The 12,404-nt window shown below is 45.9% G+C and carries 18 protein-coding genes and 1 pseudogene; all 19 read right to left on the bottom strand.

Annotated elements, in window-relative coordinates; genetic code table 11:
* Positions 1 to 88: 88 nt before the first annotated feature.
* The 19 genes and pseudogenes from HU143_RS22910 to HU143_RS22825 all read right to left on the bottom strand — a co-directional run bounded on the left by HU143_RS22910 (position 89) and on the right by HU143_RS22825 (position 12,361).
* Positions 89 to 208: a type I toxin-antitoxin system Hok family toxin gene (locus HU143_RS22910; RefSeq protein ID WP_223165953.1), complete on the bottom strand. Its 120-nt coding sequence runs from the start codon at positions 206 to 208 to the stop codon at positions 89 to 91.
* Positions 156 to 266: pseudogene (locus HU143_RS24695) on the bottom strand (DUF5431 family protein); the annotation flags it as partial. The gene HU143_RS22910 and the pseudogene HU143_RS24695, both read right to left, overlap by 53 nt.
* 79 nt (positions 267 to 345) lie before the next feature.
* A protein-coding gene (locus HU143_RS22905; RefSeq protein WP_087522250.1) for an IS3-like element IS150 family transposase occupies positions 346 to 1,715 on the bottom strand; the annotation gives its coding sequence in 2 pieces (ribosomal slippage) (positions 346 to 1,235 and positions 1,235 to 1,715; 1,371 coding nt in all).
* A 332-nt stretch (positions 1,716 to 2,047) separates the two neighbouring features.
* Positions 2,048 to 2,653 (bottom strand): hypothetical protein, encoded by a 606-nt coding sequence (locus HU143_RS22900; protein ID WP_000137793.1) that lies wholly within the window; start codon positions 2,651 to 2,653, stop codon positions 2,048 to 2,050.
* Positions 2,654 to 2,868: 215 nt separating this feature from the next.
* A complete protein-coding gene (locus tag HU143_RS22895) occupies positions 2,869 to 3,150 on the bottom strand; it encodes a hypothetical protein (RefSeq protein WP_000703843.1) in 282 nt (93 codons plus the stop codon).
* A 374-nt stretch (positions 3,151 to 3,524) separates the two neighbouring features.
* Complete coding sequence (locus tag HU143_RS22890) at positions 3,525 to 3,836, bottom strand: hypothetical protein (protein ID WP_001424621.1); 312 nt, start codon at positions 3,834 to 3,836, stop codon at positions 3,525 to 3,527.
* A 222-nt stretch (positions 3,837 to 4,058) separates the two neighbouring features.
* Positions 4,059 to 4,259 (bottom strand): hypothetical protein, encoded by a 201-nt coding sequence (locus HU143_RS22885; protein ID WP_000814954.1) that lies wholly within the window; start codon positions 4,257 to 4,259, stop codon positions 4,059 to 4,061.
* A 39-nt stretch (positions 4,260 to 4,298) separates the two neighbouring features.
* Positions 4,299 to 4,523 carry a hypothetical protein gene (locus HU143_RS22880; protein ID WP_000551490.1) on the bottom strand — a complete coding sequence of 75 codons (225 nt, stop codon included), beginning with the start codon at positions 4,521 to 4,523 and terminating at the stop codon, positions 4,299 to 4,301.
* Between the two features lie 54 nt (positions 4,524 to 4,577).
* A complete protein-coding gene (locus HU143_RS22875) occupies positions 4,578 to 4,781 on the bottom strand; it encodes a hypothetical protein (protein WP_000781545.1) in 204 nt (67 codons plus the stop codon).
* A 552-nt stretch (positions 4,782 to 5,333) separates the two neighbouring features.
* On the bottom strand, positions 5,334 to 5,825 hold the full coding sequence (locus tag HU143_RS22870) for a DUF3085 domain-containing protein (RefSeq protein ID WP_001424592.1): 492 nt from the start codon (positions 5,823 to 5,825) through the stop codon (positions 5,334 to 5,336).
* Between the two features lie 4 nt (positions 5,826 to 5,829).
* Positions 5,830 to 6,141, bottom strand: coding sequence for a DUF957 domain-containing protein (locus tag HU143_RS22865; RefSeq protein ID WP_001165367.1), 312 nt, complete (start codon positions 6,139 to 6,141; stop codon positions 5,830 to 5,832).
* 515 nt (positions 6,142 to 6,656) lie between these two features.
* Positions 6,657 to 6,977, bottom strand: a complete 321-nt coding sequence (locus HU143_RS22860; RefSeq protein WP_001133831.1) for a hypothetical protein — start codon at positions 6,975 to 6,977, stop codon at positions 6,657 to 6,659.
* A gap of 179 nt (positions 6,978 to 7,156) precedes the next feature.
* The gene (locus HU143_RS22855) at positions 7,157 to 7,384 is read right to left on the bottom strand and encodes a hypothetical protein (RefSeq protein ID WP_000276410.1); all 228 of its coding nucleotides are present in this window, start codon (positions 7,382 to 7,384) and stop codon (positions 7,157 to 7,159) included.
* 227 nt (positions 7,385 to 7,611) lie between these two features.
* Entirely contained in the window at positions 7,612 to 8,223 is a 612-nt protein-coding gene (locus HU143_RS22850; protein WP_077248242.1) for a DUF6012 family protein, read from the bottom strand.
* A 111-nt stretch (positions 8,224 to 8,334) separates the two neighbouring features.
* Entirely contained in the window at positions 8,335 to 8,868 is a 534-nt protein-coding gene (locus HU143_RS22845) for an HNH endonuclease (protein WP_000241454.1), read from the bottom strand.
* Between the two features lie 60 nt (positions 8,869 to 8,928).
* Positions 8,929 to 9,117: a hypothetical protein gene (locus HU143_RS22840; RefSeq protein WP_000159618.1), complete on the bottom strand. Its 189-nt coding sequence runs from the start codon at positions 9,115 to 9,117 to the stop codon at positions 8,929 to 8,931.
* The gene (locus HU143_RS22835; protein ID WP_000172889.1) at positions 9,114 to 9,425 is read right to left on the bottom strand and encodes a hypothetical protein; all 312 of its coding nucleotides are present in this window, start codon (positions 9,423 to 9,425) and stop codon (positions 9,114 to 9,116) included. Before HU143_RS22835 ends, HU143_RS22840 begins: the two co-directional genes overlap by 4 nt.
* Before the next feature lie 62 nt (positions 9,426 to 9,487).
* A complete protein-coding gene (locus tag HU143_RS22830) occupies positions 9,488 to 9,727 on the bottom strand; it encodes a hypothetical protein (protein WP_001180999.1) in 240 nt (79 codons plus the stop codon).
* A 249-nt stretch (positions 9,728 to 9,976) separates the two neighbouring features.
* Positions 9,977 to 12,361 (bottom strand): phosphoadenosine phosphosulfate reductase family protein, encoded by a 2,385-nt coding sequence (locus HU143_RS22825; protein WP_000469466.1) that lies wholly within the window; start codon positions 12,359 to 12,361, stop codon positions 9,977 to 9,979.
* Positions 12,362 to 12,404: the final 43 nt, after the last annotated feature.

Below are 12,404 nucleotides of genomic sequence, written 5' to 3'. Positions count from 1 at the left end.
CTCCGCTTTAGAGGAACCCTTTCAAAAGGTGCCGATGGCATACTAATCCACACCCTGAAAAGAGGGGGGTTGCCCCCCTCTTTGTCAGCTACTTACCGGATTCGTAGGCCAGGATAGCAAATACCTCCCTTGTTCCGTCTTTCATCCGCAACTCGCAAAGCGAGTTTCGTGTGAGCCAGGTGAATATCAACAGCGTTAAACAAACTATTAATATGCACAAAACAATGGGTTGGTTCGGCATTTTCATGGCCTTCTTCTCCTTGCATTTAAGCAGGCAAGAGGCTACGCTGTGTGTGACTAGCATACAGGGGCCTCGGGTTGTACTGACCCCAGAAAGTTGGACAGTTAAACACGAGGCATATAGGTCTGATTCCGATATTCAATTGGAGTCAGACCTTTTAATTTCAGGCTAATTCTTCTGCTGTTGTAGTATTCAATATATTCCGTAACAGCATCCTTCAGCTCGCTTATATTACTGAACTCATCAAGATAAAAACACTCCGACTTTAAGGTTCCAAAGAAACACTCCACCACAGCATTATCCAGACAATTGCCTTTTCTGGACATGCTTTGTTTAATACCATGTTCTTTAAGGATATTTTGATATCTTCTCATACGATACTGCCATCCCTGGTCAGAGTGCAGAACAGGATGCTCGTGAGGATTAAGCTTTTTGAATGCCTGATCGAGCATATTCTCGACCATGTTCATCACTGGTCTTTCCGAAAGGCTGTAAGAAATAACTTCGTTGTTGAAGAGATCTATTACTGGAGACAAATACAGCTTGCGCCCATTGACTGCAAATTCAGTAACATCGGTAACCCACTTCTCGTTTGGCCGCGTAGCCTTGAAATCTCTTTGGAGAACATTGGGGGCGGTTTGCCCTACCTCTCCTCTGTAAGAGCGGTATCGCTTGACCTTAATCGCTGCCTTCAGTGAGAGGATTCCCATCAGGCGCTGAACAGCTTTATGGTTAATCTGTTTCCCTTCTCGATGAAGAGACAGCGTTACCCTACGGTATCCGTATCGGCCTCTATTCTCATGATAAATCTCACCAATACGCTTTTTAACGTCCGCATACTTGTCAGGCTTGCTGAGAGCCTTTAGATGGTAATAAAACGTACTGCGCGGTATCTCCGCAGCCCTGAGAAGCTCATCAAGAGGATAAAACTGCCTTAGCTCGTTGAGTACTTTCACTTTTTCGTGGGATGAGCTAAGGCTTTCAGCTTTTTTAGATACACAAGCCGCGTTTCAAGAAATCGAACTTGCCTTTCAAGATCCTCAATGCGTCGGTCTTTTGACAGCTCCAATGCTGATGCCGCTTTTTCTGGATCAACTGATATTGCAATGTTTCTTTTGGTGCCAATCTTGAGCGCGCGTAAACCAGCTTCTCCGCGCTCTTCATAAACCTTCAGCCACCTGGCTACAGAACCACTACCAGCAAGCATAAAGTGAGCAGCAGCCTGATTAAGGGACATGTGCTGCTCGATCACCGCTTTCACGACCTTAATACGCAACTCAGGATCAGCACTAACACCTTTAGGTTTGGGAATTAAACCTTTTTCTCCATGTTTTTCATAGAGGGCAACCCATGTCCTGACCTGGGTTCGGGGGACACCAAAACGTGCCGAGATGATCCTGTAACCATCATCAGTAGTGAAGTAGTGATTCACGACTTCAAGGCGCTTTTCAAAAGGGTATTTTGGCTTTGACATATCAGGGGCTATTCCATTTCATCGTCCAACAAAATGGGTGCAGTACAGGTTAATTGAAAAATTACTCGGGGCTTTCTGCTTTTACCACAGTCAAACAGTGTTACCGCTGGCTGGGGCAAAAGCCTCCAGCACCAGCGTCATTATATCACTCTGCCCTGATCAGCCAAACACCCTGCCTGCATAAATCATTGATTTATAATTTATTTGACATGAGTCACTTCCGGTTGTCGGAGACAGTCTTTTTACACTAAAGAAAAGGGTAACGGGCAGCTGCTTGGTCGGAACATACAGTGCAGTTCCTGCCCGTTTAATTTCCGGATGCAATGGTAGGATCAGGAGGCACTGGTTCCGTTGATTAGGGAAAGCTTATGTGCCTGAATACGGCTGTATTCGAGATGGGATGGAATATTACAGATGCGCTCCAGTCGATCATGCAGCCTCGTGTAGGTCAGTCGATGAATACCGGACATTTCATCAAGTAGCCAGCGCTTGATGTAAGGGTTACAGGAAAGCCGGGCAAGATCGTCGTCATCCACTTCGTCAAAGAACCAGTACTGCTCCATCGGGACTACCTGAAATATCCACGGCCGGGGATAGTCCCCTGTGACAACCAAAAACCATGCGAGAAAGCATAGACACAGCTCAACGATCATCAGCATCGAAAATTGCGAATAACTTAGACCAGGCACATAGGGTGAACTATCCGCAACATACCCCCTGAACAATTCCGCCACAAGGTAGCCCAATAGCGACAAGGCCAGCATCAGGGTCAGGATTAATCCCCCATTAAACGCTACCGAAGCCTTTTGAACCCGATCAGGTGCTGTCCGGCTGCGATAGTTGGTCACTACTCTTTCTACAAGTGCCCTTATGGCAGCCTGTTCTTTACTGACATCAGCTCCGGAAAAACCGGACGGGCTTTTATTTAATTCAGTCATACCCCACTCCTGTTATGTGCTCTACTGAACAAACACGTAGATCATACAGAGCTCACGGACGCACTCCTGCCAGATAAAGGAGGGAATTTGGCTGTAAGACGGTTAGCCAACAGTTCAGGTTATGCGTGGGATCCGGCCAGTCAGAAAGGATTCCGTTATTAACAGGCAAGGTTAAAGGCAGATGGACGTTGAAATTGTGGATGCTAAAAGGGGTATTACTCTTTTTCCTGCATAGCGGCTTTTTCAGCCCGGGTGGCCAGGCGAGCATTTCCGAAAGGTTCACGGACAAGCAGGGGCTTCTCCTTCTTCCAGCCCCTGATAGCCGTTTCTCCAAAACGACGTGGTGCATTGCCGTTCCAGCGAGCAATCACATGATTATCATGAATTTCTATAATGACAACGGGGTGGACAATGACCGTTGTAATGGTGGTATTTCCCATTTTGGTACGGGTTACAGACCAAACCTGCATCCCGGATTCCAGCTGGCTGATTTTCATATTATATCCTTAAGCCAACACGAACTGCGCCACAAAAATTAATGTGGCGCAATTTACCATAAACAATAAACATCAGATACCCGTGAAGAGATTTCCCTTTATTTTAAAATTCTTCTGGAGAAAAAATGATATTTCCAGAAGAAGTCAGCGAAATTCAGAAACGGCCATCACAATGGTGCTGCGCTGACGCTGGCGTTCTGCCTTGCGCTGCCTGCGGCGATAGATCTATTTTGCGCTGACGTAAGGGCAGTCCTCACGGGTATACCAGCAGCAGCCGCAAGGTTCGGGCCGGGGTTTTCCGGCAAGTCCAAATGGTTTCATCAAGTCACCTTTTTAATATTTTTAATGGCAAGATACTTCCCTAACACATTGTTTTATCGCATATAACGCTGTTGCATAAACAGATACAGATAACCCTCAGGAGAAAACATGCAAAGGTTATCAGTGATAACCGCATCCAGATACCGAGTGTCAGTCTGTAAACGTTTTATCACCAGAAAATGTGCTGCCGCAGCCTTAATGCCAGAACTACCGTTTACAACATTATGTATACCCGCTTCGAATAACGAACGAGCATGAATTACCTTTTCCCGGGCCGCTTCGATCTCCGCATTAATAACGCATTGCCGCGCCTGGATGACTGCCTCTCCGGTTAAATCGCGGAAATTCATTAGAGATGTGATCATGATTAACTCTCCAGATTATGTGGAATCATTATAACAACTGGCATCCCGCCACAAATAACCTGAGAAAAATTCTTTGAAATATTCCTATATATAAGGAATTACAGTCGGAAAAGAAACGATGAAATAGCGCCGACCGCTTAAAATCGATAAATTAAAATGGACGGCACTGGAATGAAAAACTGAAAGTAGTAAGACCGTAATTATCCTTCACGGATGTAAGCTTTATAAGAGGAGTACTGGCAAAGCTTTGCCAAGTACTTCGGCGGTTGTGTCTACGATTTTACGGATGTCATCGATCTGCGAAGGCTTATTCAACACCACCGTAAAAAGCTCTCCTTCGTTATCAGCCTGCTCGCAGTTTCCGTATCGGCTCCCGTCGTACAGCTGCACAATACGTGACATAGAAGACTTTGTTTGTTTCATGGCTTTGCACCTGCTTTTAGGCAGTTTGGTTACTGGTTATCAGAAGCTGGTTTCATGCGCTTCCGGCTGGGACACGAACTGGTATTTGACGCCGCCAGGCACACCTACTGCTTCGGCAATAGAGTCGCAAAGCCGCGATAAATCATTTAGTGTCATCGGATATTCAATATCTACAGAATATAAAGCACCTGCATTTTCAGCATCTTCGATGTTTTTATACTGGGCACTAAATATAGCAATGGTCTGAATTTCGTGGTTATGCATGAACCGGTCCTTATTAAATTATAAAAGCCACCCGAGAGTGGCCTGAGTTGAAACTTAAATCTGTGAAGTATTTTTGAGAGATTTTTTGCGATCCAGATGCCGGGCAACAATGGTTCCGATAACAAGTAGCATGATGACCGCACTGAAGAAGGTGCTGTCAGGGACGCCCTGGAAAAAATCACTGAAACTGTAAACAATAAAAATCAATGCGCAAAAATAGAAAACGATACGAACATAAGGGGTAAAAAACATTTTCATCGGTTGCCTTCCATTCAGGGAGAATTCTCAGTAATTACATCACACCTGAAGAGAAACTATTTTCGTATAAATGAGCATTTTCGACATATCAGAGGGGGGGTTTACTCATAAATGAGGTAGTAAGGGTCACACTTGAGGTGAAAGTTACTTTCCTGGCTGCGAACGAACTATCTCAAATGTTAGAGGTGTGCGTTCGCCTTGAGAGCCTCATGCCCTGAGGAGCTCAACTTGAGCCGATAGTATAAACCTGGCTCCAGATGGCTTGCTGGCTGGCATAACTCCACGAGGCCGAGCCGGAACAGGACCGGAGAGCTCCTGCACGTCACATCATCAGGATTCCCCATAAACGTACGCCGTTCTCTGGCCCGTCTGAAATTGCCAGAGATATCATAGACCGTGCCGGATGCCATCCGTCGTAACACGTAAATCTGTGCCATTGTAAGCTTCTGGGCGGAACTGCTTAAACCTGACATACCTTCCCCTCCTTATATAAAACAATCCGCCAGCAGCTCGACTGGCGGACAATGTTTGACTGGCAACAGCAAGGACATACTATTTAGTGACAAGTTTGATCTTGGTTTCACTCATTCGAAGTCGAAACTCCTGAAAACCCTGCTCTACCGCTAACTCCAGCCACTCAACGGGAATGGTATAGCTACAATCAGACCCACCCAAAGCGGCATCACAAGCGTAATCCCAGTCCTCATCCAGTTTTGGATTCATCCCCTGGGCGTAAGCCACAGTATCGCGGGATGCGGGAGAGCCCTCAAGCTCAGCATTAGTGATCAGGTATACACCATGACTGTGCGCGAGAAGCACTTTTGGCACCAGATGTGTGCTGGCAATTTTTGAGGATGAGGGAAAGAAAACCCTACCAGCTTTACGCGCCTCTTCTTCAGTCTGTCCCTCAGCGTTAAGGAGGGCTCCCCCCGGATAGCATGCCGGGTCATAGATCTGATCTGCGGTGACCGAAAACGTTTTTGCGGTGCGAATTTCTTCGATCAGTTTATTAATATCCGCCATTTCAAATACGAGAGTGGTCACAGGCTTACTCTCCCTCTTCAGTGGACAACATCAGATACTTTGTTGCCAGCAGAAGCTCTCCCACATCCTTGAGGGACAATTCAGCTTTGCCTTCTACGGCAAGCTGCAAGCGCTGTCGAATTGCATGAACAGAATCTGAAGATAAAGATGCCATTTTGCGCAAAACGGCATTAGCCTTTTCTACAGCAGGATACAGAATTTCTGAGTTGGTATTATCTTCGTCATTATCAAAGATAATTTCAGAATCCATATTGATGTTATCTTCAAGCCAGCTTGAAAGCACTTCAAGTAATGACATCACCTTTTCAATTTGCATATCGCCTCCTCTGTTAATGTGAAACAAATATAACAAAGTGGCTTACCCGGCTAATAACCTGAGCAGAAAGTTTTCGCACTTTGTTTGAAAACAACTTTTCTGCTCAGGTTAATGTTAAAGTCGCTGTGTAAAAGATAAAGGGCACTAAAGATGATTTAAGCATCAAACAGACTAAATCGGATTCCGTCTTTTATATCGCTTTTAAAATAGAATGAATGAAATATAAATTTAGCGTTTATGATTGAACGCTGTAGAGGTTGATTTATCCAGTGATATTCAGTTTGGGGCCTTAAAAAGGTTTTATTTTGGATTCGAATTACAAAGGGAGCACCGACATTTTTCTGGGGGCTCCCGCAGAGAAAAAGCGGTGAGGCTATGAAGACGAAGAGGAGGTATTCGACGAAATACTGTATGGCCACAGGAGAGCTTCAGCACCCATATCCTGCCGTCTCGCTCGCCTGTAATGATTTCAACATGTACAACGTCATACCACGTAGTTGTATTTCTCACTTTGTTTATGCTTCCTGACACCGTGTGAACGCAATCTTCGTCTGGATGCGTTCATAGATGGAAAACTGCCTTTCAATGGAACCGGCATTAGACAGTAATTCATGAAGCTCAGCAGAGTCTGTATCGGGAACGATAGCTACAGAAACTCCATATCTCCGTCCAATTTTGATTAGGTGCGCAAGCTGTTCTTTTTCGGATTCTGTGAGCATTGCCAGATCTCTTCCGGACACCTGCTCTATAAACGAACCAAGGTTTTTGGGAAAAAAGGGTTCGGCATCAGAGTTATGTGCTGGGCGCGTCTGCGGCTTATCGAAGCTATTGGGCATGAATAGAACCTATACAGTTAGAGAACTGGAGAATGGATAAAGACTCTATGAAAATCAGTTGTGCTACACTCGAATGCTAATCAAGCTTTATGATGGCTTTAGTAGGGATGGCCGTCAACTTAAACCGATAAGAAGGGAGCCATTTATCGTTAAAGTAACTTTCCCGGATGATGCTCTTTTTACGAAATAAGTTTCTCACACTCCTGTATAAGAGTCGCCCTGGAACGAGATCGACTGGCTTTGCTTAATGAAGAGCGTAGTTGATGTTCATCAACCCCATCAGCGATAAACTGACCGATTTTTGTTTCAAGCCGCTGCATTGCCTCGTAAAGCTTGGCATCCGCATTATTTTTAAGAAACCTCAGTATATAATCAGCAATAATTTGGACGGGAGTGAACTTATACATTATGTATCCTTAAGACGTTGTGTTAAATGATTCAAAAAAATTTATAACCAGACGTAAATTATTATACATAAGTAAGCACTTTAGCTAACAAGCTGGAGGAGTGAATTTCGGTTAGCAACTATATTTTAGAAGCTGATTGCTGAATAGACAAAGCCCGGCTTACCGGGCATTCATTTAATTAGATGCTAGAAATCTGACCCGTCGTCTGACTTTTATTCCAGGCAGAGTTAGGAACTAATAATGATGGCCTGGTCAGTTTGAGGAAGCCGGTTTCCTCTGATAAATGCAGGGTGGTTTAAACGAGAAGAAGAAATGGTCATCGCCAGAAATGTCTCTTCACGCGAACGCAGAAATTCCCCCCATGAATAGGTTTCCCATACGTCGTGAGAAAGGTCGGATTCCTTTATGTACCGGGATTGCATTGTTGGCTCAAAATCGACAGGGGCTAAACTGTCATAGGATGGATGAACACGGTACCCCAATCCCTCCTCCGTCTGATGGTATGCATGTGCCAAAAGGACATCGTGGGAGACCAGGTCATAGTCGTTGTCCTGAACGAGCGTTTTTACGGTATGACTAATTTCCCCAAAGCCGTCTATTTCCCAGAGCGTTATCATTGTGAACTCAGCTAAAGTTCGTGGGCTCTTTACCAGAAAGCCATTTAATGCTCGTCGCCCCTTCAGCATGCCAACGTGGTAGGTCTTGTTGGGATAGGGTTTCATTGCCACCAGCGAATCAGCTTTAAGCTCAAGTGACAATTCAGGGACAGACACGGACATGAGAGTACACTTGTTTTTCATATGGTGAAGAATACGTGGCACAAGATGCAGATACATCATTTTCTCCTTTTATGGATATAACTGGCAGATCCTCAGCAGCATCAAAATAGTTAATAGACTTTTTTAATTGGTTAACCACTGTTGATTGACTTGTTTTATGTCTCTGAGAAATTATTCGTTTTGTTTCTGTTCGTTATACTGCTCAAACCAGAAGACGACCGGTTTTACTACAATATGAAGCAAACCAAAACGTTCTGCGGTACGGAAATTCACGCTATATGCGCGAGCCCGTTCAACCTGTTTGGTAATTTCATTTCTCATTCCTTCAACACTAAAAGCTCCTTTAAAAAGGTTGCAGGGAGCGCATGATGGAAATAAGTTTTCTATTGCATGCAGTTCAGGGTGCATAACCTTACCCGTACTTCGGGCAACATGAGTTACGCCGCTGCCGACCGGGGCTCTCACCAGTTCAAAGTCGCGTCGAACAGGCTCAACATGATCGGCATGCCACCCTTTTTCAGGAAGCTTGCAACCACAATAGGCACAACGCCCCCCAAATTTCATTCGCAGCTCAGCTCGCTGTATTTTAGAGATCTTATTTTTAGGTTTTGAGAACCTACCATCAGGTGATTCCGCTTTGGATAACTTTGCTGAGGGCTCAGGTAACTCAACTAAATTCCCGTTGATATTTATCACCTTGACCATATCATTTTCCGCCTTTACTAATCTCACGGGCACAGGAGCTGGCTTAAGTAACCGCTGAAGTTAACAGCCACTGACTGCCTCTACCCAGACCTTCTGTTTATACTCAATAGGCCACCCCTCTTTATCTGCCCGGATGACGCAATCATTTACCGTGGTGCGTGACCGGATACGAACATCAAGCGGAAGCGAATCGTTATCCACACGAGCCTGTGCCTCATTTAAAATGCGTAAAAACATCTCTTTGGTCATTCAGATACCCCCTCAACTTTGCGAATTTTGATCAGATGAGGGCGATTCAGTTTACAAAGTTGTTCTGTCGCTTCATCAATCGAATTGAACCGATGAGCCTCTTCGATATTTAAAGTCCAGTATTTCGCTTTCCCTTCTCCCAGATCGGACTCAAAATAATTTCGCTTTACATCCATTTTTTTAGGCCTGCCATTTATCTTGACGACATTATGTCTGTCATCAAAAAGAAATTCGTCCCCCTCAAAAGTGATTAATACAAATGGCCCCTCAGGCTTGGAAGTCCGGGGACTTCCCATTTTCAAAGTCATACTTCAGCCTCTCGATAGAACTCATGAAACCTCAAATTAAAATGGACTCACACCACACTGATTCAGTATTCCTCCTGAACCCCATTAGGCTCTGTTGTGATTTCATATTTAATACCGCCAGGTGCTCCCACAGCGTCCGCGACCGACTCACACAGCAGCGAGAGATCGTTGAGGGTCATTGGGTGTTCAATGTCCAGCGTGAAGAGTTTCCCGGCTTGCTTGGCGGCTGTCTTGTCAGCATGTTCAGCATTAAAAAGGTATACGGTGTGTTTTTCCTGAGCGGGGGTATTTTGATTTTGCATTGATGATCCTTTTGTTTAGTTCCCCGATTCCGGGGGTGAGTGAATTAATTTAAATTTATATTTGTCTGGTTTAATTAGAACGTTTCCAGGCTATGCGTAAACAGGTAATGCAAAGGCTGTATCAACAGGATTAAAGTTACTTTTCTGGATGCAGCAACGCTTGGACATGATGTCCACATTACATCACGATCAAAGCTAAGTTTTTTTTGTATAACCCCTTCATTTTCGTGTGTTTCGCGTTTCAGACGCTTATACGACCTGCCTGACCATCCTCATCAGAAGGCGGTTTAACAGTCCTTTCGCTGTCGGGCGATTGCTATCGACATAGTAAAAACCTGTTTTGGTCGTACCGTGAGCACTGCTCAGCACCCTCAGTTCCCAGATAACGTCACGGATAACGCCGCCATTTTCTGGCTTAAGGCATTCAGATAAATGGCGCATGAAACGAGCTCTTACGGCACGGTAATAGCGGAACTCCTCTGGCTGGTTAGTATTTTCTTTCACCCGGAGTCGCTGGTTACACAGAGTTAGAACTGCATCCATCATTCCCGCCTTCAGCTTCGCCTGGATCGCACCTTGTTGCTGTTCCCTCTCACCTTCGAGTAACGTTAAGATTCTTTCTCCGAGTGCCGTCTTGTTGTGTACGTGCAACTGTACACAGGCAGCTACGCATGCCCAGAATCTGAACTTTTTTATCTGTCCACGCAATTTCCGGGCTACAACCTGACGGTATGCAGTATCGCTGAGTATTTTAAAACGCCGACTGGCAACCAGCTCTGGAAGCGACACTCTTTCGCCTATCCCCAGGCGGGAAAAGGTTTGTCCCCGTTGTGCGAGACGATGATAGACAGCGCCCTTCCCTTTTGAAATTCGGACCGCGCCATAACGAAGAAGATACTGAGCAGCAGTCGTTGGAGTAAACTCACCGTCAGCGATGCTCTGGCGTAACCCGTCGTATTCATGCCAGATAATCCAGGACGCCGTATCTTCTTCAACAGTCAGCTCATCCTCTTCCTCGAATGCCACGACGACAGAACTGCTCTCTCCGGTCTTTAGGCTACGTGAAGCCCTGGGGTCAGCCTGCCCGTCAAAATAGGTCATCAGCGGCAACGTATCAGTCAGTCCATCATAAGCTGTACCGAACCGGCCTCCGGGCAGTTTCATCCAGAGTGGAGCTGGCATTGGTGTACGGGCCACAGGCAGCATGTCAGGCTCATCCTCAAGAAGGTCCAGATCGGCCTCTTCCCAGACTCTGCGATAGATCTCAATTGCCCGAAACGGGCGAGGGTTGAAACAGTGCAACGACCAGAGGAAATCAACGTGGATCACGTTTGCTTCATGTACAAGCCGAAATTGTGGCTCAGCCATACGACGGTTATAAGCCGTATCGTCCACCTCGCCGGAAAGTAGCTTTCTGCGATGCTTTGCCGCACGTCTGGCTTCAACATAATCAAGGCTGCAACAGACATGAAAAAGACGTTCAGTCAGGGACGAAGAAAAGATATTGGGTTGAAGACGCACATACCCGCCTTCGAACACTTTACGACCGATATAATCCCGCAGGCTCCAGTCGTACTGGATCTTAGAAAGAAATCGCTGAAGACGACTTAGGCCTGCCTGATAACCATATTTCTCAGGGTCAGTGCGAAGGAGCGTTTCCATTGAATGGTCAACCCCTACGGCTGTGCAAAGCGAGCACCCATATCTAGCCCCACAAGCTGAGGTTCGCGTGGGTTTCTCCGGCGACCAGATACACTCTCCGGTGGCGTCTTTATAAAGCGTTGCCAGGCTGAAGTTATCCGGCATAAAGCTTGGTAAAGGGAAGCGGGATTCGGAACCACAGGCCATTAGAAAAGACCAGATGTCCTGAGTGCGCCACTCCTTTACTGGATAGAGTTCACCACCGTGCTCAGTCAGGGTTACTTTCCTCGCCTGCCCTCCCATTTTGAGGATATTTCCGGCCCTTCGGGCACTTTCATCATCCCTGGAGCCCAGCATCAGGCATACCCTGCTTCGTACGGATGCCGGGGCGTTTTTTAGATAACGAGCTTTGGCCTTGCGCAGGGGGGCGATTTTGTAGTCGGTTGAGCACTGACGGGTTGAAGAATTAGTCCAGGTCGGAAGTCCACGTCCAGTCAGAATGCGGCCTACCCAGCTCTGCGTAAGAGACGGTTGGGCGACAAGGACTGTGACCGGTAGCTGGTGTTCAGCAATGAACATTCTAAGCTGGTTGAGAACCTGTGAAGCCTGATAGTGCATCTCAGGGTTTTCGATCAGCGTATCGGACATCTGAATGAAATGATGTTCGCTGATATTTGTGCCGTTACGTACTGCCCTGATCAATGCCATCAGAAATAGGTGAAGAAGAGAATGGGAGTCTTTACCGCCACTGTATCCCACGCACATCGTCCATCCGTCCGTAATAGCCTGATAAATAGCAGATGTGGCTGACGTGACCAGAGAAGAAAGACTCACAGTCTCCTTTTCATCGGTATAGTTCAGATCGGCATCGGTTGTCAGGGTCTCCCAAACATCAGCCCATTTATCATGTTTCAAAATGGCAGCATTAGCCGCCTCAGGAAAAATAACTTCTGAGGGTAATTCAAGGAATGAGTCACTTTTTTCAATAAACATATATTTTCCTGAACCACGGCATATGCTGCATCACTGATATTTT

It is taken from the genome of Salmonella sp. SJTUF14076 (assembly GCF_015534835.1).
Classification (GTDB): Bacteria; Pseudomonadota; Gammaproteobacteria; order Enterobacterales; family Enterobacteriaceae; genus Salmonella; species Salmonella enterica.
This window is presented reverse-complemented; position numbering and strand designations above follow the sequence as displayed.